This is a genomic window from Tardiphaga robiniae (genome assembly GCF_001618955.1).
GTDB classification, from domain to species: Bacteria; Pseudomonadota; Alphaproteobacteria; order Rhizobiales; family Xanthobacteraceae; genus Tardiphaga; species Tardiphaga robiniae_A.
The window spans coordinates 392332-417470 of the sequence record NZ_LVYV01000001.1 but is presented as its reverse complement, the minus strand read 5'-3'; the positions used below and the strand labels follow the sequence as shown (position 1 = coordinate 417470).

At 62.1% G+C, this 25139-nt stretch carries 24 protein-coding genes; 16 read left to right on the top strand and 8 right to left on the bottom strand.

All coding sequences use genetic code 11. The annotated features are described in order from the left end of the window. Positions 1 to 4 precede the first annotated feature (4 nt). Positions 5 to 985, top strand: coding sequence for a homoserine kinase (locus tag A4A58_RS02015; RefSeq protein WP_068729319.1), 981 nt, complete (start codon positions 5 to 7; stop codon positions 983 to 985). Continuing rightward, the gene (gene rnhA / locus A4A58_RS02010) at positions 982 to 1431 is read left to right on the top strand and encodes a ribonuclease HI (protein ID WP_068729317.1); all 450 of its coding nucleotides are present in this window, start codon (positions 982 to 984) and stop codon (positions 1429 to 1431) included. Before A4A58_RS02015 ends, rnhA begins: the two co-directional genes overlap by 4 nt. A 184-nt stretch (positions 1432 to 1615) precedes the next feature. Here rnhA and A4A58_RS02005 read toward each other — a convergent pair whose 3' ends face one another. The 6 genes from A4A58_RS02005 to A4A58_RS01980 all read right to left on the bottom strand — a co-directional run bounded on the left by A4A58_RS02005 (position 1616) and on the right by A4A58_RS01980 (position 9426). Further along, positions 1616 to 2101, bottom strand: a complete 486-nt coding sequence (locus A4A58_RS02005) for a peroxiredoxin (RefSeq protein ID WP_068729314.1) — start codon at positions 2099 to 2101, stop codon at positions 1616 to 1618. Between the two features lie 108 nt (positions 2102 to 2209). Then, entirely contained in the window at positions 2210 to 2755 is a 546-nt protein-coding gene (locus tag A4A58_RS02000; RefSeq protein WP_068730384.1) for a DUF924 family protein, read from the bottom strand. A 54-nt stretch (positions 2756 to 2809) separates the two neighbouring features. Beyond that, a complete protein-coding gene (locus tag A4A58_RS01995; protein WP_068729312.1) occupies positions 2810 to 4498 on the bottom strand; it encodes a long-chain fatty acid--CoA ligase in 1689 nt (562 codons plus the stop codon). 134 nt (positions 4499 to 4632) lie between these two features. Beyond that, a complete protein-coding gene (locus A4A58_RS01990) occupies positions 4633 to 6147 on the bottom strand; it encodes a D-alanyl-D-alanine carboxypeptidase family protein (RefSeq protein WP_068729310.1) in 1515 nt (504 codons plus the stop codon). Between the two features lie 207 nt (positions 6148 to 6354). Then, positions 6355 to 8151, bottom strand: coding sequence for a glucan ABC transporter ATP-binding protein/ permease (locus A4A58_RS01985; protein WP_068729307.1), 1797 nt, complete (start codon positions 8149 to 8151; stop codon positions 6355 to 6357). Between the two features lie 201 nt (positions 8152 to 8352). Next, positions 8353 to 9426: an ABC transporter substrate-binding protein gene (locus tag A4A58_RS01980; protein ID WP_068729305.1), complete on the bottom strand. Its 1074-nt coding sequence runs from the start codon at positions 9424 to 9426 to the stop codon at positions 8353 to 8355. Positions 9427 to 9661: 235 nt separating this feature from the next. Between A4A58_RS01980 and A4A58_RS01975 the strand changes: the two genes are divergently transcribed. From A4A58_RS01975 to A4A58_RS01960, 4 genes are all read left to right on the top strand, one after another. Beyond that, on the top strand, positions 9662 to 10093 hold the full coding sequence (locus A4A58_RS01975) for a hypothetical protein (protein ID WP_068729303.1): 432 nt from the start codon (positions 9662 to 9664) through the stop codon (positions 10091 to 10093). A gap of 150 nt (positions 10094 to 10243) precedes the next feature. Beyond that, complete coding sequence (gene hisE / locus A4A58_RS01970) at positions 10244 to 10642, top strand: phosphoribosyl-ATP diphosphatase (RefSeq protein WP_068729301.1); 399 nt, start codon at positions 10244 to 10246, stop codon at positions 10640 to 10642. 67 nt (positions 10643 to 10709) lie between these two features. Further along, on the top strand, positions 10710 to 11291 hold the full coding sequence (locus A4A58_RS01965) for a YqaA family protein (protein WP_068729299.1): 582 nt from the start codon (positions 10710 to 10712) through the stop codon (positions 11289 to 11291). A 46-nt stretch (positions 11292 to 11337) separates the two neighbouring features. Then, on the top strand, positions 11338 to 11925 hold the full coding sequence (locus A4A58_RS01960; protein ID WP_068729297.1) for a hypothetical protein: 588 nt from the start codon (positions 11338 to 11340) through the stop codon (positions 11923 to 11925). A 2-nt stretch (positions 11926 to 11927) separates the two neighbouring features. Here A4A58_RS01960 and A4A58_RS01955 read toward each other — a convergent pair whose 3' ends face one another. After that, a complete protein-coding gene (locus tag A4A58_RS01955; protein ID WP_068729295.1) occupies positions 11928 to 12491 on the bottom strand; it encodes a TetR/AcrR family transcriptional regulator in 564 nt (187 codons plus the stop codon). Positions 12492 to 12646: 155 nt separating this feature from the next. On the opposite strand from A4A58_RS01955, the gene A4A58_RS01950 reads away from it, so the two are divergent. From A4A58_RS01950 to A4A58_RS01915, 8 genes are all read left to right on the top strand, one after another. Then, positions 12647 to 13291, top strand: coding sequence for a glutathione S-transferase (locus tag A4A58_RS01950; RefSeq protein ID WP_068730383.1), 645 nt, complete (start codon positions 12647 to 12649; stop codon positions 13289 to 13291). A gap of 235 nt (positions 13292 to 13526) precedes the next feature. Continuing rightward, a complete protein-coding gene (locus A4A58_RS01945; RefSeq protein WP_068729293.1) occupies positions 13527 to 14495 on the top strand; it encodes an NAD(P)H-dependent flavin oxidoreductase in 969 nt (322 codons plus the stop codon). Positions 14496 to 14519: 24 nt separating this feature from the next. After that, complete coding sequence (locus tag A4A58_RS01940; RefSeq protein ID WP_068729291.1) at positions 14520 to 15293, top strand: thioesterase family protein; 774 nt, start codon at positions 14520 to 14522, stop codon at positions 15291 to 15293. Positions 15294 to 15374: 81 nt separating this feature from the next. Then, positions 15375 to 16871, top strand: coding sequence for an ATPase domain-containing protein (locus A4A58_RS01935; protein ID WP_068729289.1), 1497 nt, complete (start codon positions 15375 to 15377; stop codon positions 16869 to 16871). Positions 16872 to 16930: 59 nt separating this feature from the next. Beyond that, positions 16931 to 18925 carry a hybrid sensor histidine kinase/response regulator gene (locus A4A58_RS01930; protein ID WP_244499628.1) on the top strand — a complete coding sequence of 665 codons (1995 nt, stop codon included), beginning with the start codon at positions 16931 to 16933 and terminating at the stop codon, positions 18923 to 18925. Positions 18926 to 19041: 116 nt separating this feature from the next. After that, positions 19042 to 19290, top strand: coding sequence for a hypothetical protein (locus A4A58_RS01925; RefSeq protein ID WP_068729285.1), 249 nt, complete (start codon positions 19042 to 19044; stop codon positions 19288 to 19290). A 103-nt stretch (positions 19291 to 19393) separates the two neighbouring features. Beyond that, positions 19394 to 20071, top strand: a complete 678-nt coding sequence (locus A4A58_RS01920; RefSeq protein WP_068729283.1) for a hypothetical protein — start codon at positions 19394 to 19396, stop codon at positions 20069 to 20071. A gap of 136 nt (positions 20072 to 20207) precedes the next feature. After that, positions 20208 to 21836 carry an inorganic phosphate transporter gene (locus A4A58_RS01915; protein WP_068729281.1) on the top strand — a complete coding sequence of 543 codons (1629 nt, stop codon included), beginning with the start codon at positions 20208 to 20210 and terminating at the stop codon, positions 21834 to 21836. A gap of 227 nt (positions 21837 to 22063) precedes the next feature. Here the strand turns inward: A4A58_RS01915 and A4A58_RS01910 are convergent, their stop codons facing one another. Then, entirely contained in the window at positions 22064 to 23224 is a 1161-nt protein-coding gene (locus tag A4A58_RS01910) for a patatin-like phospholipase family protein (RefSeq protein ID WP_081421722.1), read from the bottom strand. Between the two features lie 205 nt (positions 23225 to 23429). Here A4A58_RS01910 and A4A58_RS01905 point away from each other — a divergent pair, with 205 nt between their 5' ends. After that, positions 23430 to 24212: a 3-hydroxybutyrate dehydrogenase gene (locus tag A4A58_RS01905; protein ID WP_068729279.1), complete on the top strand. Its 783-nt coding sequence runs from the start codon at positions 23430 to 23432 to the stop codon at positions 24210 to 24212. Positions 24213 to 24248: 36 nt separating this feature from the next. Continuing rightward, positions 24249 to 25022: an acetoacetate decarboxylase gene (locus tag A4A58_RS01900; protein ID WP_068729277.1), complete on the top strand. Its 774-nt coding sequence runs from the start codon at positions 24249 to 24251 to the stop codon at positions 25020 to 25022. Positions 25023 to 25139 lie beyond the last annotated feature (117 nt).

The window sequence follows — 25139 nt, the reverse complement described above, 5'->3', positions numbered from 1 at the left end:
CGCGATGGCGGTCTATACCGATGTTGCCGCCGATGATCTCGCGGACTTCCTGAAAAGCTACGACGTCGGCGAATTGCTTTCCTACAAGGGCATCGCCGAAGGCGTCGAGAATTCCAACTTCCTGCTGCACACCTCCAAGGGCGCGTATATCCTCACGCTCTATGAGAAGCGCGTGGCAGCGGACGACCTGCCATACTTCCTGGGCCTGATGGCGCATCTGTGCGCGCGCGGCGTGAATTGCCCGCAGCCGCAGAAGAATCGCGACGGTGAGGTCTACGCATCGCTCGCCGGTCGGCCGGCGGCGATCATCAATTTTCTTGAAGGCATGTGGCCGCGCCGTCCCAATGTGATGCATTGCGCCGGTGTCGGCGAGGCGCTGGCGAGGATGCATGTCGCCGGGCGCGATTTCCCACTGGTCCGCAAGAACAACCTGTCGGTCGATGGCTGGCGCGGTTTGCTCGCACTCGCGGCACCGCGCGCCGATACGGTTCAGCCCGGGCTGCGCGCTTTCCTGCAGACCGAACTCGACTATCTTGTCGCGCATTGGCCAACCGATCTGCCGGAAGGCGTGATCCATGCGGATCTGTTTCCGGACAACGTGTTCTTTCTTGGCGACAAGCTCTCCGGCCTGATCGACTTCCCGTTCGCCTGCAATGATATGCTGGCCTATGACGTGGCGATCTGCCTGAACGCATGGTGCTTCGAGCCGGATCTGTCGTTCAATGCCACCAAGGCGCGCGCTTTCCTCAATGCCTATGAGGCGGTGCGTCCGTTGACCGCTGCCGAGCGCGCGGCGTTTCCGCTACTGGCGCGCGGTGCGTCGATCCGCTTCCTGCTGACGCGGCTGGTGGATTTCCTCAATGTGCCGGAAGGCGCCTTCGTGAAGCCGAAGGATCCGGTCGAGTATGTCCGCAAGCTGCGCTTCCACCAGTCGGTGACGTCGATGGCCGACTACGGCGTCGAAGTGGCGAGGCAGCCCGCGTGACCGCTGCGACACCTGTGACGATCTATACGGACGGCGCCTGCTCGGGAAATCCCGGCCCCGGCGGCTGGGGCGCGATCCTTCGGTTCGGCGATGCCGAGAAGGAATTGAAGGGCGGCGAGGCGCACACCACCAATAATCGCATGGAGCTGATGGCGGCGATCTCGGCGCTGGAAGCGTTGAAGAAGCCGTGTTCGGTGGATCTGCACACCGACAGCCAGTATCTGCGCAACGGCATCATGAGCTGGATTCACGGCTGGAAGAAAAACGGCTGGAAGACGTCGGACAAGAAGCCGGTGAAGAATGTCGACCTGTGGCAGCGCCTCGACGCCGCGCTAAAGACCCACGACGTGCGCTGGCACTGGGTCAAGGGCCATGCCGGCCACGCCGAGAACGAACGCGCGGATCAGCTGTCGCGGGACGGGCTGGCGGAGAACCGCGGGCGGTAGTTCTTTTCTTCCCCTCTCCCCCAGCGGAGCTGCGCGCCGCGGGAGAGGTTGGATTGAACGCACGGAGTGCGTTCAAGACGGGAGAGGGTTAGCTGCAAGCGCGGTACTTTGTGGCTACCCCTCTCCCGCCTTCGCTTCGTTCAGGCACCCTCCTCCGCAAGGGGGGAGGGGAAACAAGATCAGCTCACAGCTGACCCAGCAGCGTGTCGCCGCCGGAGACTTCGACCTTGCCCGGTGCCGGCTCGAGGTTGAGCTTGGTCACCTTGCCGTCTTCCACCAGCATCGAATAACGATGCGAGCGGATGCCGAGGCCGTTGCCCGATGCGTCGAGCTCCATGCCGATCGCCTTGGTGAAGTCGGCATTGCCGTCGGCGAGGAACACCGCTTCGTCGCGCAGGTCGGTGTCTTTCTTCCAGGCGTTCATCACGAACACATCGTTGACGGAGATGATCGCGATGGTGTCGACGCCCTTGTCCTTGATGGCATAGGCGTTGAGGAAGATGCTCGGCAGATGCATCTTGTGGCAGGTGCCGGTATAGGCGCCGGGCACTGCGAACAGCGCCACTTTCTTGCCCTTGAAGACGTCGTCGGTGGTCTTCACGGCCGGACCTTCGGAGGTCATGACACGGAGCTTGGACTCGGGCAGCTTGTCGCCAACTTGAATGGTCATCGTCGATCTCTCCTGAAAGTAAGGGTGAGTGTGTTTAGACCGGCTGCATGACGCGAGCAATATTGGGCGCTGCGCAAAACTTGGCCTGCTGCGCGCGTCATAATGACGTCAGCCGCCGAAGCCGCCGGCATCCAGAAACGCCTGTTCCTCCGCAGTCGTGCTGCGCCCCAGCACCCGGTTACGGTGGGGGAAACGGCCGAAGCGCCGGATGATGTCAGCGTGCTCGTCGGCGAATTTCAGATTGTCGGTCTCGCCGGTGGCGCGAAACAGCGCGCAGCAGCGCTCCTGATCGACGAGGTCTTCCGAATGCATCAGCGGCATATAGACGAACTGCTGCATCTGCTGGTCGACGCGCTGATCGACGCCGCGCGCGACGGCCCTGATCGTGAGGTCGCAAGCGAGGCGATCGCTGGAAAAAGCACGCGGGTCGTTGCGGAACATGTTGCGGGGAAACTGGTCGAGTAGGAGGATCAGCGCGAGCGTGCCCTCGTCACTTGCTTCCCAGGATGCAAGGCCGCCGGTGACGGCCTCATCCCACAGCGCGCGAAAGCGGCGGGTGATCTCGGCATCGAAATCGTCGTTCTTGGCGTACCAGCGGTCCCAGCCGGCGTCTGTCCAGAAGGCGATGATGTCGGCGGGAGTCGTTGCAGTCATGCTGAAATCCATAGGGTGGGCCATGCGAAAGCGGGCCCACCCTATAGCAGTGTGTCAGGCCGCTGAGGCCTGCTTCTTCTCGTCGCGGAGTTCGCGGCGCAGGATCTTGCCGACATTGGTCTTCGGCAGGGCGGTGCGGAATTCGATCTGTTTCGGCACCTTGTAATTGGTGAGCTGGGTGCCGCAGAACTTGATGATGTCCTCGGCGGTGACGTTCGGGTCCTTCTTGACGACGAAGGCCTTCACCGCCTCGGTGGTCTTCGGATCGGGCACGCCGATCACGGCGCATTCCAGCACGCCGGGATGGCTGGCGATGACGTCCTCGACCTCGTTCGGATAGACGTTGAAGCCCGAGACCAGCACCATGTCCTTCTTGCGATCCACGATCTTGGTGAAACCGTCGGGGCTCATGATGCCGATATCGCCGGTGCGGAAGAAACCGTCCGCGGTCATCACCTTGGCGGTCTCGTCCGGCCGGTTCCAGTAGCCCGACATGATCTGCGGACCCTTGGCGCAAATCTCGCCGGGCTCGCCGAGCGGGACTTCGTTGCCGTCGTCGTCGCGGATCGAAATCCAGGTCGATGGCACCGGCACGCCGATGGAGCCGTTGAACTGATCGACATCGGCCGGGTTGCAGGTCAGCGTCGGCGAGGTTTCCGAGAGTCCGTAGCCTTCGGCAACGAAGCAGCCGGTGGTCTTTAGCCACCGTTCGGCCACGGCCTTCTGCACCGCCATGCCGCCGCCGTTGGAAATCTTCAGCTTGGAGAAATCCACCTGGTCGAAACCGGGCGTATTCAGCAGGCCATTATAGAGCGTGTTGACGGCCGGGAAGCTGTTGACCTGATACTTCATCAGCTCCTTCACGAAGCCCGGCATATCGCGCGGGTTCGGGATCAGGAGGTTGACGCCGCCCGCGCGCACGGCAAGCAGGAAGCAGGCCGTCAGTGCGAAGATATGATACAGCGGCAGCGCGCAGACGATGAACAGCTGGTCCACATGCGGCGGCTTGCGCAGTGCCGGCTGCAGCCAGGCATCGTTCTGCAGCACATTGGCCAGGATGTTGCGATGGCGCAGCGTCGCGCCCTTGGAAACGCCGGTGGTGCCGCCGGTATATTGCAGGAAGGCGACGTCGTCGGGTCCGAGCACCGGCTTGTTCATCTTCATGCTGCGCCCGGCAGAGACCGCATCATTGAACCAGACTGCGCCCGGCAATTCGTAAGCCGGCACCATCTTCTTCACGCGGCGGACCACGAGATTGACGATCACCCCCTTGAAGCCGAGCATGTCGCCCATGCTGCCAAGGATGACGTGTTTTACATTGGTTTTGGCGATCACCTGCTGCACCGTGGAGGCGAAGTTCTCCAGCACGATGATGGCTTCGGCACCGGAATCCTTGAGCTGATGCTCAAGCTCGCGCGGCGTGTAGAGCGGATTGACGTTGACCACGGCATAGCCGGCGCGCAGCACCGCGGAGGTGGCGATCGGATATTGCAGCACGTTCGGCATCATCAGCGCGACGCGGGCACCCTTGGCGAGGCCCTTGTTCTGCAGATAGGCGCCGAGCGCCACGGACATTTCGTCGAGCTCACGATAGGTGATCGACTTGTCCATGCAGATGAAGGCTTTGCGATCGCGGAATTTGGCAAAGCTCTCTTCGAGCAGATCGACCAGCGACGGATACAGATTGACGTCAATGTCGGCTGGCACGCCTGCCGGATATTGTTTGAGCCAGATACGCTCCATGACACTTCCCCCTCGATTTGATTATTTCGTCGAAGTATTGAGCAAAGCTGTCCTTGATAGCAAGGCGCGGCGCAACATGACGCGGCCGGAAACGGCTGCGTTAACGATGATCGTTGGGCATTGTCGACGAAGGTCTAGGTGCGCGGAGCTGCCGCAGCCGGCTTGGCTTCGCCGGTGGTAGCCTTCGGTGCGGGTTTGGCCGCTGCCTTCGGCTTGGCCGGCGTTGTGGCCGGAGCGGCGGTGGCTGCCGTGGCAGGCTTGCCGGCTGCAGGTTTGGCTGCCGCGGGTTTGGCTGTTGTGGGCGTGGCTGCCGCCGCAGGCTTTGGCGCGGCTGCATCGGGCCTGACTGCTGCCTGTTTGGAGGCGGCGGGTTTGGCCGCAGGCTTGGCGGCTGGCTTCGCTTCGGCGGCCGCTGCGGGTTTGGCGTCCTTGGTGTCGGCTGCCACGTCCGGCTTTTTGGCCGCGGTCTTCGTGCCCTTCTTGGCCTTGGGCTTCGGCGTCTGCCGGGCTTCTTCCACCGCATTGGCGGCGATCAGGTCGGCACCGGTCTTCTTCGGCCCAATATAAACGATCACCGGCTCGACCGGTGCGGCGGCTGCGGCGATCATATCGACCGGGCGCAGTGTTGGCGGCTGCAGGCCAGCGGTGAAGAACGACATGGCCTGGCTGCTGGCTTCGTTGCTGGCGACGACTTCATCATCGGCGTCGCTGGCCGGGCGCTTGCGTTTCGGTCCGCACATCTCGTCGCGCAGGTTGGGCGGCGCGGCGTCGATCGGTGCGAGGGCATCCACGGTGCCGAGCGCCGGCTGCAGCCAGGTCAGGCCGCCAGTGCCGGTGTTAAAGCCGCGCTCCAGCAGCTGCGCTGCCTTGACGGCGCGCGCCTGGCCGGACGAGGCGCCGAGCACCACCGCGATCAGCCGCTTGTTGCCACGGGTGGCGGTGGCGACGAGATTGTAGCCGGAGGCGCAGATGAAACCGGTCTTCATGCCGTCGGCGCCGGGATAGCGGCCGATCAGCTTGTTGAAGTTCGGCGTGATGCGGCGGCCGAATTTGATCGCGGGAATATGGACGAAATATTCGTATTCCGGCAGGTCGCGAATGATCGCACGCGCAAGGATCGCGAGGTCGCGGGCCGAGGTCACCTGTTCGTCGGCAGGCAGGCCGTTCGGATTGACATAGTGGGTCTGCGTCATGCCCAGCTTCTGAGCCGTGGCATTCATCATCGTGGAAAATCCATCGACGGAGCCGCCGACGCCTTCGGCGAGCACGACGGCCATGTCGTTGGCCGACTTCACCATCATCATCTTCAGCGCGTTATCGATGGTAACCTGCGTGCCGGCCTTGAAGCCCATCTTCGATGGCGACTGTGCGGAGGCGATCGGCGACACTGTCACCACCGTGTCGAGGCTGATGCGTCCCTGTTTCACCGCCTGCAGCGTGACATAGGTCGTCATCAGCTTGGTGACGGAGGCGGGGTGCCACGGATAGGTCGCGTTCTCGGCTTGCAGGACCTTGCCGGTATCGGCTTCGACGAGCAGAAGCGCTTCAGCGCTGGCCGTGCGCGGTGCGGTCACGCCGAGCGCAAGTGCCGCGGCGAGAATGAACCAGTTGAGTGATAGCAGGCGGCGCGATGCGAAGTGAAATTGCACTATCCGATTCCGGTCCTTTGCGGCCCGCCTGCAGTGCTCCAGCACCGCGCGCAGCAATTCTTGGATTTGAGGTTCGGGGCTCTCATGTCGGTCTGCCGTCACGCGGTGACGGCTGCAAACCTATACCGGCCGAGGGCATCAGAACAGTGGCGAGCCGGTTAAATCGGTGATGAAAGGGGCCAAATTTCGACCGGTTCTCCAGAGACATCAAAGGGGTTCGGCAGCATCGGGCAGAGCCATGCTGGCACGTGCGTTCTCCTGAACCATGAACTGGGCGGCGGCCAGACTGGCAAAATAGCCGCCCTGCATCACGAGTTCATCGAAAGTTCCCGCTTCGATCACGCGGCCGTTCTCAAATACGAGGATACGCGTGGCGTTGCGGATGGTGGACAGCCGGTGCGCGATCACGAAGGTGGTGCGGCCCTTCATCACTTCATCGAGAGCGACGTTGAGTTTGGCTTCGGTCACGGCATCGAGCGCGCTGGTGGCCTCGTCGAGGATCAGGATCGGTGGATCCTTCAGCAGTGCACGGGCGATCGACAGCCGTTGCCGCTCGCCGCCGGACAGCATGCGGCCACGTTCGCCGGCATTGGTATTGAAACCGTTATCGCTGCGCTCGATGAAATCGAGCGCCTGGGCGCGCGCGGCGGCAAGGCGCAACTCTTCATCCGTCGCGTCCGGTTTGCCGACGCGCAGATTGTCGGCGATGGAGCGATTGAACAGCAGCGCCTCCTGGAACACGACGCCGATGTTCCGGCGCAGGCCCGACAGTGTGAGTGCACGGATATCCATGCCATCGATCGAGATGATGCCGGATTGCGGATCGAAGGCCCGGTGCAGCAGTGCGATGGCCGTGGATTTGCCGGCGCCGGTGGCGCCGACCAAAGCGATGGTCTGGCCGGGCAGAGTTGTGAAGGACAGATCCGCGATGGCCGGCCGCTTGCCGTCATAGGAGAACGACACGTCGTTGAACTCGACCATGCCTTGCAGCCGGCCGGGATCCATGGCGTCGATGCGGTCGCGCACGGCAGGCACGGCATCGAGGACGTTCATGAAATCGCGTAGCCGCGGCGCTTCCATGAAGATGGTGTTGATGAAGGAGACGACCTGTTCGAGCTTCTGAATCAGCATCGTCGCAAAGGAGACGAACATCACGATCTCGCCCACGGTGGTGAGACCCTGCTGATGCAGCGCGATGCCGACGGTGAAGATGGCCAGCACGGTGATGGTGGTGGAGGCGCGCGTCATCACCGAGACCAATGCCCACCACGACAGCACCGGCATCTGCTTTTCGAGCAACTGGCTGGAGACGCCGCGCAGGCCCTGCACTTCGGCATCGATGCGCGTGAAGCTCTGCACCAGCGCGACATTGCCGAGTGCATCGGAGGCGCGGGCGGAGAGGTCGCCGTAATGTTCCTCGACGTCGCTCTGCATGCCCGATGTCTTGCGCACGACCATTGTAGTCAGCACCGTGAACACCACGCACAGGATCACGAGCAGGATCGCCAGCCGCCAGTTGAGATAGATCGACAGTGGCAGCAGGACGAACAGCGAGACGATGGAGGCGAAGTGCTCGCGGAAGAAGCCGAGCCAGACGCGCCACAGGGCATCGGTGCCGGCCAGCATCACTTTCATCAGGCGCCCTGAATGCGTACCGGTGTGGAAGGTCAGCGGCAATTGCATGATGTGTTCGAAGTAATCGGTCAGCACTGTCTGGCGCTGGCGATGCGCGAGGCGATCCGCATGAAGTGCCACCACCGCGCCGCAGACGATGGTGAACAGGCCGAACGCGACCCAGGCCGCCAGCAGCGGCCAGGGCGATGCGCTGTCCGTCTGCATCGCGGCCGTCGAGAGATTGCCGGAAAGCACGTCGATGATCCGGCCGAACAGCACCGGTTCGGCGAATTGTGCGCCGGCCAGCAGCAGATTGGCGCCCGCAAGGATCCAGCCAAGGCGCCTCTCCTTGCCGAGCAGCTCCAGCACACGGGTGTAAAGACGGATCATGGGAGGTCACTCAGCGCAGCGCGAACGGGATAACCGATTGCGCATAGTCTAGGCGGGGATGGCAGCCGAATACAGCTTCGGGAAAAGTTGTTCAGTTGAATGTCTTCAGCATCTGTAGCCCGGATGAGCGTAGCGATATCCGGGAACGACGCTATTTGCCCCGCATGTCGCTACGCTCATGCGGGCTACTGACTGTCGCGTTCAGTTCATCTTGCGGCCGACCGAGCCCGGCAGGAAGCTGTCGTCGAAGATGTCCGCGGCCGAGGGCCGCTTCTTGAAGGTAAAATCTTCGGCGATCTCGTTGAGCGACGCCTCAAAGCGTGCGGCGTCGATGCCACCCAGCCCGTCGCGGCGGACGTCGTGGGTCAGGATATTGTCGGTAATGGCAATGTGGAGCCGCGTCAGTTCGAGCTCGCGCGAACTATTCTCCATCTGGGTCATGACGTCGGTGATCGCCTTGGCCGGGTCCTGGATCGCCAACTGCGTCCCGGCGGTGACGGCACGAATGAATGCTTTCACGGCCTCGGGTCTGGCGGCAGCGAATTTCGGATTGACGATCAGCGCGAGGCCATAGGCGGCGGACCCGAACTCGGCGAAACGAAACACCGCGAGGTCATCGGCGGGGACGCCGCGGTCGCGCAGGTTGACCGCCGAGAGATAGGAGAAGCCGGTGACCGCATCGACCTGACCGGCCGAGAGCATCGGTTCGCGCACCGCGGCGCTGATCTTCTCCAGCTTCACGGCTGCAAGCTTGATGTTGTTTCGCTTGGCCAGCGCCGGCCATAGCCGGATCGCGAGATCGCGGTCAGCGACCCCAAGCACTTTTCCCTCAAGGCTGCCGAGCGAGATCACGCCGCGGCTCTTGCGGGCGACGATGGCGTAGGGTGCTACATTGAGCAGTACGAAGACGGCCTTCACCGTTGCGGCATCGGAATCGCCGCGATAGCGGATCAAAGCATTGAGATCGGCCAGCGCCATGTCGCAGGCACCGGAGGCGACCCGCGCGATGGTCTCCTTCGATCCTGCGGCGACGGTGGTGGTTACATTCAGGTTCTCGGCCCGGTACAGGCCGCGGGCATCGGCCAGCACGAAGGGGGCGGCAATCGCATCGACCGCGCGGTCGAGCGCAAACTGCATATTGGTCGGTGTTTTGTCGTCAGGCGTCTTGTCGTCAGCGGCGGCCTGTCCCGATGATGCGCAAAAAGCGACGGAGCCCAGCGCACTCAGCGAGAGGAGGACATGCCGCCGGGAAATGTTGGTCGCGTTTCTGGGCATCAAGATACTTAACGACTGACGGACCGGCAGTTACCCCGCCGGCCATGTCTGATTGATGGCGGTATGGTGCGACATCTTGCGCGTCGTTTCTAACCGTAAAAGGCTGAACGGGAGATGACTGCCCCGATTTGGACACCGATCGTTCAGCTGCCGTTGGGGTTGGGGAACCCATAGTGGCCGAAGTGGTTGGCTATACAGAGGCCCAAAGGGCCAGACGACCATGGAGGACATTGAGATGTTCGTACGAAATGGATTGTTTAATAAGACTGGCCGCGCCGCCATCTTGGCGAGTGTTGCGGCCATGACCATCTCGGCAATTGCGCCGACCGGAGCAATCGCGGCGCCTGTGGCCAAGAGCACGAGCCAGGCCGCGGCCACGCACGGCACCAGCGATGCGACCGATTTCAGCAGCGCGCGCCGTCGCCACTATCGCGGTGGCGGCAATGCTGCCGGCCTTGCGGCCTTTGGCGCCATCGTCGGTACCATTGGCGCAATCGCTGCCACGCAGAGCCGTCGCGACTATTACTACGATAATGGCCCGGGCTACGGCTACTACGGCGGTGGTCCAGCCTATTATGATGGCGGTCCTGCCTATTACGGTGGCGTACCGTATCGCGGCTACGGCGGCGGACATGGTTATGACAACTCGCGTCGTATGACCTGGTAGTTCGCGATCGGTCACAACTTATTCCGTCATGCAACTGTCACTTAACTATCAAACGCCGGTCGCGCTTGCGGCCGGCGTTTTGACGTCGTTGCAGACACTTGAATGCCAGCCGTTAACGCGCTGGCTACAGCTTTGAGATAGTGTAGTTGCATGAGTGATTCGCTCGACCGGCTTTATCAGGCGGTGATCGCGGCCAAGGATCTCGATCCGTCGGTCTCGCGAACGGCCCGGCTTTATCAGCAGGGGCCGGAAAAGATGGCGAAGAAGCTCGCCGAAGAGGCCATCGAGGTCGTCATCGATGCGGTCAACCGCAAACCGGACGCCGTGATCCGCGAAAGCGCCGATCTTCTCTACAATTTGACTGTATTGTGGGCGGCCGCGGGCGTGCGTCCTGAGCAGGTCTGGGCCGAGATGAGCCGGCGTGAAGACATGCTCGGTATCGCCGAAAAGCTCCCGAAACCGCCGAAACGGCCCAAATCCATCGAGCAAAGCGCTGCGCGGCGGCCAATTGTCGCGCTCGAAGGTCGTCGCCTTCGCAAGTTGAGTTAAGCTTTTCGTCTCGCGCGTGTCAGCCCAGCCATAGACAAATCGGCGTCAGGATGGTTCATCGCGAACCATGCTCAGACGAATGTATGACTGGTGTATCGACGCCGCCCACAAGCCCTATGCCCTCTGGATTTTGGGCATCGTGTCCTTCGCGGAAAGTTCGTTCTTTCCGGTGCCGCCGGATGTGATGCTGATTCCGATGGCGCTGGCCCGGCCACAGAAGGCCTGGCTCTATGCCGGCATTTGCACCATTACCTCAGTGCTCGGCGGCGTGGTGGGATATCTCATCGGCGCGGTGCTGTATGACTCCGTCGGCCAATGGGTCATTCATTTCTATGGCTACGGCGACAAGGTCGAGGCATTCCGCGCCGGCTATGCCGAATATGGCGCATGGATCATCCTGCTGAAGGGGCTGACGCCGATCCCCTACAAGCTTGTCACCATCACGTCAGGCTTCGCCAACTATAATATCTGGATGTTCATCGCGCTGTCGGTGGTTGCCCGCGGCGTGCGCTTCTATGTCGTCGCCATCCTGCTCAATCGGTATGGCGTGTGGATTCGCGAGACCATCGAGAAGCGTCTGGGTCTGTGGGTGGGGCTGGGCGTGGGCGTTCTGGTGCTCGGCTTCATCATCGCATTCCGGCTGTTCTAGATCTGGATGCTTCCCCCGGCGCAGGTGCCGGGATACGTTCCGCATCATGTTCGATTTGACCCGCCTGTTGGCTCCGGTAACCCGCAACTGCGTCGTCGCTGCGATCGCGGTGCTGACCGTGGGCGCAGCTACGATGTGCGCCTGGTCGCAGGCGATGCAGCAGCAGCCTGCGCCGCAGAAGTCGATCACGATTCAGGTTGTCCCGGCTCCCTCGGCCGCACCCCCGCCTGCTGCGGCTTTCGCGCCGGCTCCTATGGCTGAACAGGCGCCACCGCCGTCACCGCCGCCCGCGCCCGAAAATCCCGGCCTGTTCAACGAAATCGGCAAGCTGTTCAAGAATTCCACCTCGCTGCTGCCATCGCTGCCCGCGATGCCGTCGCTCGGCACCGACAGCCTGACCAAGCTCAACACGGTGGTGAAGGGACGGGTAGTCTGTCCGGTCGCTGCCAACGGCGCACCCGACTGCAAGGCGGCCTCAGACAAACTGTGTCAGAGCAAGGGATTCAAGGACGGCAAGAGCCTCGACACCGACGCAGCGCAAAGCTGCTCGCCCAGGGCCATGATCCCCGGCCGCGCGCCGGAGCCGGGTGACTGCAAGACGGAAAATTATGTCACCCAGGCGCTCTGCCAGTAGGTCTATGCCGGCAACAGACTCGCTGCGCGATAGCTCTCGATGAGCGCGTCATAGAGCGAGACATCCGCGCGGCTTCTTGCCATCAACTGGGCGCCGGTGATGGCGGCGAAGATGGCGCGCGCACGAGGTTCGCTCTTCTCAGGGCTCAGCGCGGTTACAGCGACGAGAACCTTGCTCAGCCATGCCACATTGATATCGGTGAAGGTCCGGATCTCTTTCTTCACTGGCTCCGGCAGGTCGTCATATTCGGCGGCCATGAAGCTGCACAGGCACATGCGGTTGCCGCTCTCCAGTGCCTTGCGGAACGTGCCGGGATATTGGCGCAGGCACGCGGCCGGATCGGTGGACTCGGCCAGCAGCGTCTCGAGATAGGCGGCCGAGTCCTCCCAATAGCGCCTGGCGACGGCGGCGCCGAGATCGGCCTTGCTCGGGAAGTGATGGTAGATGCTCGCAGCCTTGATGCCGACCTCTGCCGCGAGATCGCGGAAATTCAGGCCGCTATAGCCATGGGCCTGCGCGGTCAGTTTCGCGGCCGCCAGGATGGCTTCTCTGGAATTCGAACTCATATCCCGGTCTCACAACCCCGTGCTTGCGGCCTACCAAGTGATAGATAGGCGTTGACGCCGGCAAATCAAAGAAGTAAATCGACCTACCAACTGATAGGTAGGATGAATTGATGAATACTCAGATCTCCAATGGCAACGCGACAAAGCTCCCGATGATGACGATTCACGACTGGAGCACAGGGCCTTACCCGGCGCGCGTCCGGATCGCGGTGGCCGAGAAGAAGCTTCGATCGCGCATCAATTTTGTGTCGGTCGATCTCACGAAAGGCGAGCACAAGAAGCCGGCGTTTCTCGCCAAGAACTACTCAGGCACGCTGCCGGTGCTCGAACTCGACGACGGCACTTTCATTGCGGAGTGCACGGCCATTACCGAATATCTCGACGGACTTGACGGCTCCCCCACACTCACCGGCGGCACGCCGCGCGAGACGGGCTTGATTCACATGATGAGCAAGCGTGCCGAGCTGGAGCTGCTCGACGCCATTAGTGTCTATTTCCATCACGCGACACCGGGGCTCGGACCCCATGTCGAGATTTATCAGAATGCCGAGTGGGGATTTCGCCAGCGCGACAAGGCGCTCAGGGGCATGGCGTACTTTAACGGGGTGCTGAAAAAGCAGCCGTTCATTGCCGGCGAGTTTTTCTCGATGGCCGATATCACGGTAATTGGCGGTTTGATCTTCGCCGGTCTCGTGAAGCTCGAGGTGCCTGCGGAGTACGAGGCTCTCCACGCCTGGTACGCAAGGATGAACGAGCGTCCCAGCGTCAAGAACCGTGTGACGATGTCAGAACCCGCTTGATTGGGCGCTTGCCGACAATCGATCAGTCATCCCGATAATGGGGCGCCACCTGGATAATGTGGTGCCCCATTATTCCGCGTACCGGGCGAACGCCGCTCGGGGTCCGGCTTTTTTCTCCCGCAGCGCAATTGCCATCCGCCCCACGCTTCTGGCATCGTCCGCCCGCACCCGGATCGACCGGGGGCAGGCGCGCCCGATCGCGCACAAATCAAGAAAAGAAGTCGAGGAATTTTCCATGTCGATGCCGGCTTTATTCAAGAACCGCCTGTCGCTGCCCGTGATCGGTTCGCCGCTATTCATCATTTCGGTGCCAGATCTCGTCATCGCGCAGTGCAAGGCTGGAATCGTCGGCGCGTTTCCCGCGCTGAATGCACGTCCGGCGGCGCTGCTCGACGAATGGCTGCACCGGATCAAGGAAGAACTCGCCGCGCATGACAAGGCGCATCCGGATCGGCTCTCCGCGCCCTTCGCGGTCAACCAGATCGTGCACAAGTCCAACAACCGGCTCGAGCAGGACATGGCGCTTTGCGAAAAGCATAAGGTGCCGATGATGATCACCTCGCTTGGCGCGCGTGAAGAACTCAATCAGGCGGCCCATGCCTGGGGCGGCATCGTGTTTCATGACGTCATCAATCAACGTTTCGCGCACAAGGCGATCGAGAAGGGTGCTGACGGCCTGATCCTCGTTGCGGCAGGCGCCGGCGGTCATGCCGGCGAGATTTCGCCGCTGGCGTTCGTCGCCGAGACCCGGCAGTGGTTCGACGGTCCGATCGCGTTGTCGGGCGCCATCGCCAACGGTCGCGCCATTCGCGCCGCGCGTATCCTCGGTGCCGACTTCGCCTATATCGGTTCGGCCTTCATCGCCACCACCGAAGCCAATGCGGTGCCGGGCTACAAGGACATGATCGCGGCCTCCGGCTCAGAAGACATCGTCTATTCGAATCTCTTCACCGGCGTTCACGGCAACTACCTGAAGCCGTCCATCGTCGCCGCCGGCATGGATCCGGACAATCTGCCGGAGTCCGATCCGACCAAGATGAATTTTGGCACCGACGCCAGCGGCGAGCGGGCCAAGCCGAAGGCCTGGAAGGAAATCTGGGGCAGCGGCCAGGGCATCGGCAGCGTGTCGAAGGTCGTGCCAGTGGCCGAGCTCGTGGCGCGCTTCAAGAAGGAATACGACGAAGCGATCGATCCGCCGCTCTGATCCTGCATTGAGAAGGCCGATCTGATGGACGCCATCTATCGCGTGGACGGCAACCATGTCGTCACCAGCCCGCATGCTGCGGGTCCATGGAACGAGACCATGCAGCATGGCTCCGCACCGTCGGCGCTGGTGACGTGGCTTGCCGAACAGATGCCCACCGCAAGCCCGATGCATGTGACGCGTGTCACCATCGACTTGTTGCGGCCGGTGCCGGTGGCGCCGCTCACTTTCGAGACGGAAGTGCTGCGGGAAGGCCGCAAGATTCAGCTCGTTGGCGTCCGACTGATGGCGAACGGCACAGTCGTGGTGCGTGCGACAGTGCTGAAGATCAGGGCGGAGGCACAGCCGCTGCCGCCAGAGGTCACTGATCCGCCGGTCACGGTGCCGCCGCCGGATCAGGGCGGATTGCTGGAGCCGCGCTATGCCAGCAGTCCCTTCGTCACGGGCATGACCATTCGCGCTGTGCGTGGCGGCTTCCTGTCGCTGGGGCCGGGCGCGATCTGGTACCGGGCCAACCGGCCGATCGTCGAAGGCGCCGGCCTCTCGCAGGTGATGCGTGCTGTCATCGCGGCCGACTTCAGCAACGGCTCCTCACCAGTGCTGAGTTTCGATGACTGGACCTTCCTGAATGCCGACCTCACCGTGAGCCTGTCACGCCCGCCGGTGGGCGACTGGATCCTGCTGGACGGGGAGAGCTGGATCGGGCCGAATGGCGCCGGTCTCGCTGCGTCGAAGCTCGCCGATATCAATGGTTATTTCGGCCGGGCAGTGCAGAGCCTGGTCATTGAGAAACGTTGACGACCGCGCGCTTTCTAGAATTTTTGTCCAGGACAGGGAACCGATTGATATTGCCCCGGTTATCGCGCGTCAGGGGGCAGTATGAGTTCGACGCACGTGCAGGACGACAAAGCCAGGACCGGCATCTGGGGATTGGATAATATCCTCTCCGGCGGATTCTCCCGAGGTCACATTTTTCTTGTCGAAGGCGCGCCGGGGACAGGCAAGACCACGGTCGCGTTGCAGTTCTTGCTGGAGGGCGCGCGGGTCGGAGAGAAGGGTCTCTACATCACGCTTTCCGAGACGAATAGCGAGTTGCGCGATGGCGCAGCGTCCCATGGCTGGACTCTCGACAAAAGCATTGAAGTCTTCGAACTCCTGCCGCCGGAAAGCCTGCTTGATGAGGATCAGCAGCAGAGCCTGCTCTATTCGTCCGATCTCGAGCTCGGCGAAACCACCAAGCAGATATTCGAGGCGGTGGAACGCACCCAGCCGAGCAGGGTCGTCTTGGACAGCCTGTCTGAGATCCGGTTGCTGGCGCAGAGTTCGCTGCGTTATCGCCGCCAGATACTGGCTATCAAGCATTACTTCGCAAAATTCGGCACGACGGTGATGTTGCTCGACGACCTCACGGCGGAAGTAGCCGACAAGACAGTACACAGCGTCGCGCATGGCGTGCTGCGGCTCGAAGAACTGGCGCCCTCCTATGGCGCAGAGCGTCGGCGTGCGCGGGTGATCAAGTATCGCGGTGTCAAGTTTCGCGGCGGCTACCACGATGCCACCATCACCACGGGCGGCCTCAACGTCTTTCCTCGGCTGGTCGCATCCGAATTCCGCAACAGCATGGATCGCACGACCAAGTCGAGCGGCATCGCGCAACTCGACCAGTTGCTGGGCGGGGGGATCGAAACAGGCTCGAGTACATTGATCCTGGGGCCGGCGGGCACGGGCAAATCGCTGACCGCGATCGTCAATGTGGTCGCAGCGGTGAAGCGCGGCGAGAAGGCCGCGATGTTTGTCTTCGACGAGGAGCTTGGACTGCTGTTCGATCGCATGAAGGGGATCGGAATCGATCTTGCCGCCATGCAGGCGAGCGGTCATCTGTTCGTCGAACAGGTCGATGCTGCCGAATTGTCGCCGGGTGAATTTGCGCATCGCGTCCGTCGTCAGATCGACGAGCACAACATCAAGACCGTCGTGATCGATAGTCTCAACGGCTATCAGGCCTCGATGCCGGAAGAGAACTCGCTGATCCTGCACATGCATGAGCTGCTGCAATATCTCAACCGCAGGGGTGCAGCGACCTTCATGACGGTGGCACAGCACGGGCTCGTCGGCGACATGAAGGCGCCGGTAGACGTGACGTATCTCGCCGATACCGTCATTCTTCTTCGCTATTTCGAAGCTCGGGGCAGCGTTCGTCGCGCCATTTCAGTGATCAAGAAACGAACCAGCGCGCATGAGGACACCATTCGCGAGTACCGGATCGGCGGGCGAGGGCTGACAATTGGTGCGCCGCTCAGCGAATTCCAGGGCGTGTTGCGCGGCGTACCCATCTATAGTGGTCAAAGCTCTCTGCTCGAGGGATCCTCGGCGTGAAACCGGGGCGTTCCTCCGAGCGCGCTGTCATCCTCGCTCCCACAGGGCGTGATTCTGCAGTGGCTGCCGCATTGATCCGCGAGGCCGGTTTTTACGCGCAGCCCTGCGAGGACTTCCTGTCGCTGCTCGAGGAGATCAGGGGCGGCGCAGGTGTCGCCGTGATCGCCGACGAGGCGATCAAGACTGTCGATTTGCGCGGCCTCGGCAACTGGCTGCATGATCAGCCGTCGTGGTCCGATTTCCCGATCGTGCTGCTGACGCGTCAGGGTGGCGGCCCCGAGCGCAATCCGGATGCGGCGCGTCTCGGACAGTTACTCGGCAATGTGACGTTCATCGAGCGCCCGTTTCACCCGACAACCCTGATTTCGATCGTCGGTTCGGCCGTCCGCGCGCGCCGGCGTCAATATCAGACGCGTGCCATTCTCGAAGATCTTGGCGACAGTCAGGGGCTGCTGCAGACGGCGCTCGATGCGGGACGGCTCGGGACGCTCGAATTGCATCTGCCCGAACTGCGGCTTGAGGTCTCGGACACGACCAAGGCATGCTTCGGCCGCCGGCCGGATCAGTCATTCACGTTCAGCGAGTTGCAGGCCGCGGTTCATCCCGATGATCGCGAGCAACGCCAGCAGGCGCTCGATGCGACGCTGATGGCCGGCGCGGATTACAATGTTGAATACCGTAATATCTGGCCGGACGGCTCGGTGCATTGGGTCGAGACGCGTGCGCGCATGGTCCGTGGGCCTGACGGCAAGCCGAAAACGCTGGTCGGAGTCTCCGTCGATATTACGGCGCGAAAGTCTGCCGATATCGATCGTGACAACTTGCTGGAGCAGTTGACGGCGGAGCGGTCCGCGCTTGCCGAGCTCACGGCGACGCTCGAACAGCGCGTCGGGGAACGCAGCAATGACCTGATGAAGGAAGTCGCGGCGCGCGAGAAGGCGCAGGACCAACTGCGTCAGGCGCAGAAGATGGAGACCATCGGCCAGCTCACCGGCGGCGTCGCGCATGACTTCAACAATCTGCTGATGGCGGTGATGGGTAATCTCGATCTGCTGCGCAAGCGCATGCCGGATGATCCGCGCCTGAAACGACTGGTCGATGGCGCGATGCAGGGCGCCGAGCGCGGCGCCTCGCTGACGCAGCGACTGCTGGCCTTCGCGCGGCAGCAGGATCTGAAAGCCGTGGCCGTCGATCTCGGTGCGCTGGTCCGCGGCATGAGCGATCTGCTCGAACGCTCGCTCGGGCCGCGCGTCGCGCTGCGTCTCGATATTCCCGACGATCTGCCGCGGGCGCAGATCGATCCCAATCAGCTCGAACTCGCCATCCTCAATCTCGCGATCAATGCGCGCGACGCCATGCAGGACGGCGGCTCCATCGATATCAAAGTGAAGAAGCATCGGGTCGGCAAGGGCGACCCGGTTCTGAAGCCCGGCGACTATCTCAAGGTGTCGATCATCGACAACGGCGCCGGCATGTCGCCGGAGACGTTGAAGAAGGCGATCGAGCCGTTCTTCTCGACCAAGCCGGTCGGCAAGGGGACTGGTCTCGGTCTGTCCATGGTGCACGGTCTGGCTGTACAGCTCGGCGGCACGCTCGATCTCTCGAGCGTCGTCGGCAAGGGAACGACGGCGACCCTCGTGCTGCCGGTCACCGACAGGAAGCCGGAGGCGGCCGATACGGCCAATGTCATGCGCCATGCCGCGCGCTCTGCCGTGATCCTGTTTGTCGATGATGATCCCCTCATTGCGATGTCGACGACGGAGATGCTGGAGGATCTCGGCCATCGCGTGATCCCCGCGAATTCGGGGCGGCATGCGCTGGAGATTCTGAAAAGCGACGAGCCGCTCGATCTGATGATGACCGATCACATGATGCCCGGCATGACGGGCATCGAGCTTGCGGCTCATTCCCGCGAGATGCGGCCGTCGCTGCCGGTCCTGCTCGCCACCGGCTATGCGGATTTGCCCGAAGGCGCTCAGCTCGATCTGCCGCGGCTTGCCAAGCCGTATCATCAGGATCAGCTCCGGGACCGGCTCGATCAACTGCTGGGCTGAGCCCACCCCGGCAGGGGTGGTATCAATCTGCCAGCGCTGCAGCAAAATTAACCATTCGTTAAATCCTGTGGAACCAACAATGCCCCGATCGGGAATCAACCGATTCAGGGGCCATCATGGATATCGAAGCCTATTTCGCGAAAACGCCGGCCACGATCGAGGAGATCAAGGCACGCGTGGCCGCAGCTTTCGGCCGTCATCCACTGTGCCGCGAGGTGCAGTTCGACATCGTCAGCACGCCCCGCGCCGGAAAAGGCGCAAACTGGACCATCAGCATGCAATCGGTCGCTCCGGATGCGCTGTGGGAAGCCTCCGATATCGTCAGTGACATCCAGGAAGCCTATGTTCTCGCTAACGCCGCCTGAGCGTCTGTGAGTATTATCGCACCGTTGCGGTATGGTTAGGCCTTAATTAATCTCCATTTGTGAGGACAGGTACCTCTGGTGGTCCTGAATTTCGGAGACTGGCTTGACGCGTGCGCTGACCCTTCTTGTGCTGGGCTGCCTGTTGCTGACCGGCGTGGCCGTTGCGAGCATCCTCGGTCGCGATAGCATCCCATCGCTGTCGCTGTCATATGGCGACAGCGTCGCGCAAAATTCGGTCGCGGTGTCGCGTGAACCGGTTTCCAACTCCCAAGGCAAGAAAGACAAGCTGCCAGTCGCCGGCGCCATGATGGCGTCACTTGATCCGCGGCAGGTCCCGAGCGTTGACGGAAGTCCGTTGCGCCAGGCCTTTGCATCCGACAGTCCGATCGAAGCGCCCGGTTCGACGGTGCTTGCGCCGATCGTGGTGCCGCAGCCGACCGCCAAGCCCAAGGCTGCTGCCAAGCCGGTGCAGAAGACCTATACGCTGCTCAGCGATGCGCAGATTTCGGCGATCAAGGGCCGGCTCAATCTGACCGCGTCGCAGGAATCCTACTGGCCCGGCGTCGAAGCGGCGCTGCGCAACGTGGCGCGCAGGATCCACGAGACCAAGCAGACCAGTCCTTCAGCCGGCGCGCCGCCGATCGATCCCGACAGCGACGAGGTGCAGCAACTCAAGTCCGCTGCGATGCCGTTGCTGTTCCAGTTGCGTGAGGATCAGAAGCGCGAAGTCCGTGCACTGGCGCGCATGATCGGACTCGAAAAGGTCGCCTCGGCGATCTGAGCGCCTGTCACATGCCGGCCCGTCCGCGACGCATGACTGTCACAACCCGTAACAGACAAATTGTCGCGCCTGTCATCCGGGTTTCGCATCCGTGGTGCAGAGATTAACGCCTCTTAACCTGTAACGGGGGCGTTTCATGACCGATTTCACTGCCAATCAATCCCTTTCCGGAGGCGCGGCTGTTGAGCCGGCGTCGCGGCCCAATCTCGACAAGGGTTTTAACCCGCTGACGATGATCCTGTTTTTCGGGATCCTGGCCGCCGGCCTCCTGTTCGTCGCCTACAGCATCTATGTCGACGTCAATGCCACCGGCACCCGCGTCACCAGCTACCTGCCCTACCTCCTGCTATTCGTGGCGCTGCTGATCGCGCTCGGCTTCGAATTCGTCAACGGCTTCCATGACACCGCAAATGCGGTGGCCACCGTGATCTACACCCACTCGCTGCCGGCGGAATTCGCCGTGATGTGGTCGGGTTTCTTCAACTTCCTCGGCGTGTTGTTCTCCACGGGCGCGGTGGCTTTCGGCATCGTTTCGCTGCTGCCGGTGGAATTGATCCTGCAGGTCTCCAGCGGCGCCGGCTTTGCCATGGTGTTCGCGCTGCTGATCGCAGCAATCATCTGGAATCTCGGCACCTGGTATCTCGGCCTGCCGGCGTCCTCGTCGCACACGCTGATCGGCTCGATCATCGGCGTCGGTATCGCCAACGCGCTGATGCGCGGCCGTGACGGTACCTCGGGCGTGGATTGGGGCAAGGCCACCGAAATCGGCTACGCGCTGCTGCTGTCACCGCTGTTCGGCTTCGCCTGCGCCGCCATTCTTCTGTTGGTGCTGAAATTCCTCGTGCGCAACCCCGCTTTGTACGCGGCGCCGGACGGCAACAAGGCGCCGCCGCTGTGGATCCGTGGCATTCTGATCGCCACCTGCACCGGCGTGTCCTTCGCGCATGGTTCGAATGACGGTCAGAAGGGCATGGGCCTGATCATGCTGGTGCTGATCGGCACCGTGCCGACCGCCTATGCACTGAACCGTGCATTGCCGGAATCCCGCGTCGCCCAGTTTCAGATCAACTCCATCGCGGCCGCCAAGGTGATTGCAGCCAAGGGTGCGGGCCACAGCATCATCGGCGATCCTCGTCCGGCGGTGACCACCTACGTGTCGCAGCGCAAGATCAGCGAAGGCACCTATCCGTCGCTCGCCGTTCTCGTGCAGCAGGTCGGCGATCAGGTCCGCAGCTACGGCACACTCGACAAGGTGCCCGCGGAATCCGTCGGCAACACCCGTAACGACATGTATCTCGCATCGGAGGCCATCCGCTTCCTGATGAAGGACAAGGAAAACGACCTCAACAAGGAAGATGTCGCGACCCTCAATGCCTATAAAGGCTCGCTCGATGCCGCGACCAAGTTCATCCCGGATTGGGTGAAGATCGCCGTGGCGATCGCGCTCGGTTTGGGCACCATGGTGGGCTGGAAGCGCATTGTCGTCACCGTCGGCGAGAAGATCGGCAAGACGCATCTGACCTATGCGCAGGGTGCTTCGGCCGAACTCGTGGCCGCTGCCACCATCGGCGCGGCCGACGTGTTCGGTCTGCCGGTCTCGACCACCCACGTGCTGTCGTCCGGCGTCGCCGGCACTATGGCGGCGAACGGTTCGGGCCTGCAGATGGCCACCATCCGCAACCTGCTGATGGCCTGGGTGCTGACGCTGCCCTGCGCCATCATGCTCTCGGCCTCGCTCTACGTGCTGTTCAGCCAGTTGTTCTGAGAACAGACGAGGCCGCTGCGGAAACGTAGCGGCCTCGTTCTTTCAAACCGCCAAAAGAAAAGGCCTGCGCATCATCTGCGCGGGCTTTTTGTTTGCCACACTGTCATTCCGGGGCGCGTGCGCACTTGCGCGCGCGAACCCGGAATCTTGATATGGTGAAAACACATCGAGATTCCGGGCTCGGTCCCGTCGCCTGTCGGCGTCGGTCCCGCCCCGGAATGACGGTGCTACGAACTGCTCTCGCGATGCACGTCGTGCACCACGATGCCCTTGCCTTGCTCCGGCAGCGCCAGCCAGTCGCGACGCGTCAATGTGCGGCGGGTATCGTCGAGGCCGCTCTGCCAGTGCTCGCGCATCGAGGTCGCCGAGAACTCGTGGTCCTTGGAATCGCCCTCATAGGCCTTCTGCTGATAGATCATCTGCAGGATGGTGATCTCCGGCAGATCCGACAGGCTGTCGCGCCGCGCGCGTTCCTCGTCGCTCAGCTGGTCGTCGGGAATGCGCTGCAGCACCTTGTAGAGTTCCGACTTCAGATTGTTCATGCGCCGGTAGATGTCGGTGTTGTGGCGGGTGCGGGACGAATAGACGATGTCCTTGTGCCGGGCCAGAACCTCCTGAATATCGCGTGGCAGCACGCCGCGGGCGCTGAACAGATCTACCTGGAAGACCAGCGAGTTCATCCTGTCTTCCTGGTCGAGCAGGTGCTGCAGCGGCGTGTTGGAGACGATGCCGCCATCCCAGAAATGATCGGTGCCGATCTTCACCATCGGCAAAGCTGGCGGCAGTGCGCCTGATGCCATCACGTGTTCGGGCGCGATGACTTCCTTCTTGTTGTCGAAATACAGGAAGTTGCCGGTGATGACGTTCACTGCGCCGACGGCGAAGTGCGTCTTGCGCGAGTTGATGAGATCGAAGTCAACCAGTTCGAGCAGGGTGTCGCGCAGCGGCGAGGTGTCGTAGTAGCTTGTCGCCGTCTTCGCACCGGCCGGGCTGAACCACGGATTCATCTCATGCGGCTTGAAGAAACCGGGCTGGCCGAGGGTCGTGGTCATGAACGAGCTCGCGAGATTGCGGGCCTTGCGATAGACGTCGCCGTCCGGTGTGTAGTGCCAGACCTTGCGGGCAGTGATGCGGTCCCAGAAAATCTGCAGCTTCTCCAACCGGTCTTCCGGCGGATTGCCGGCGATGATCGCCGAATTGATCGCGCCGATCGATACGCCGCAGACCCAGTCCGGCTCCATGCCTTGCTCATGCAGCGCCTGATACACGCCGGCCTGATAGGCGCCGAGCGCGCCGCCGCCCTGCAGCACCAGTGCCACACGATCGCAGCGGTCGGGGCGCCAGCTGGTCTCGGCCGTCACGTCTGAATCGGGTGTCCGCGCATCCATCTGGGTGTTCTCCTCAACGATCACATGATGTTGGCGGCAGAATTCAGATGAGCGGTGACGGCGTTGTGACAAATAGCAAATTCGATGACTGCGCATCAGTCTATGAAGCGCGTCACGCGGCTGAAGGAAATTCCTCACACCGCCGTCAAACAGCATCGCTAGCAAAGGAGCAGTTATTAACGTTTGCTTACGAAGGGCTGCGCGCATGTTGTCTGGAAAGTCCGCCATCATCACCGGCTCCACCAGCGGCATCGGCCTCGGCATCGCGCGCGGCCTTGCAGCCAGCGGCGTCAATATCGTGCTCAACGGCTTCGGCGACGCCAATGAGATCGAGGCGATCCGCCGCGAGATCGCTGATAGCCATCAGGTCCGGGTGCTCTATAGCGGCGCCAACATGGCCGACGGCAATGACATCGCCGCAATGATGGCGCAGGCTGCGCAGGAGTTCGGCGGTGTCGATATCCTGGTTAATAATGCCGGCATTCAATATGTCGCGCCGCTCGAGGAATTCCCGGTCGAAAAGTGGGATGCGATCGTGGCGATCAACCTGTCGAGCGCGTTTCACACCACGCGTCTCGCCATTCCCCACATGAAGGCGAAGTCCTGGGGCCGGATCGTCAACATTGCCTCGGCCCATGCGCTGGTGGCCTCGCCGTTCAAGTCGGCCTATGTCGCGGCCAAGCATGGCATTGCCGGGCTGACCAAGACGGCGGCGCTGGAAGCCGCCGAGCATGGCATCACCGTCAACGCCGTGTGCCCCGGCTATGTGATGACACCGCTGGTCGAAAAACAGATCCCGGAACAGGCCAAGGCGCGGGGCATCACTGAGAAGCAGGTGATCTCGGACGTGCTGCTGGCCGCTCAGCCCACCAAACGTTTCGTGACCGTTGAAGAACTGTCTTCGGTCGTCAATTTCCTCTGCACCGACCACGCCCGTTCGATCACCGGCGTCACGCTGCCAGTCGATGGCGGCTGGACCGCGCACTGAGTTCAACCCAGCGATTTCACACTCAAGGAGTTTCCGATGCGCCAGGAAGACATCCTCCGTCTGCCGTCGATGCCGATGGCGGGTCCGAGCTATCCCGCCGGTCCCTATCGCTTCATCAATCGCGAATTCCTCGTCATCACTTATGAGACCGATCCTGATTTGATCCGGATGGGCCTGCCTGAACCGCTGGAGCCGATCGAGCAGCCGATCGTGCATTATGAGTGGATCAAGATGCCGGATAGCTCCGGCTTCGGCAGCTATACCGAGACCGGTCTGGTGATCCCCGCGCGCTTCAAGGGCGAGGACGTCAACTTCGTGTCGCAGATGTATCTGGACGACGATCCGCCGATCGCCGCCGGCCGCGAGATCTGGGGCTTCCCGAAGAAATACGCCCATCCGAAACTCGAAGTGGTCAAGGACACGCTGACCGGCACGCTGGAATATGCCGGGCAGCAGGTGGCCATGGGCACGATGGCCTACAAGCACGGCGCCATGGCGGGCAATGGCGAAGCGACGCACGCCACGCTGTCCAAGACCCAGATCAATCTGAAGCTGATCCCTGGCGTCGATGGCAGCGCGGAAGTGTGCCAGCTGGTAGCGATCAACCTGACTGATATCACTGTGAAGGGCTCATGGTTCGGCCCGGGACGCCTGCATCTGGTCCCGCACGTCAATGCGCCGGTCGCCGACTTTCCGGTGCGCCGCGTGATCGGTGCGCATCATTTCCTGGCCGATCTGACTTTGCCCTATGGCCGCGTCGTCCATGACTACAACAAGCAGAGCGATACACTCGCCGAAGCCGCCGAATAGTGGCGGCTGACATACCCCTGTAACAAGGGTGTCATTAAGTGCCTGCGGCGGACCGACACAGTTGGAGAGCCGCAGGCAGATATTTTATTTTTTTGGTGACGCATGCGTATTGCGTGG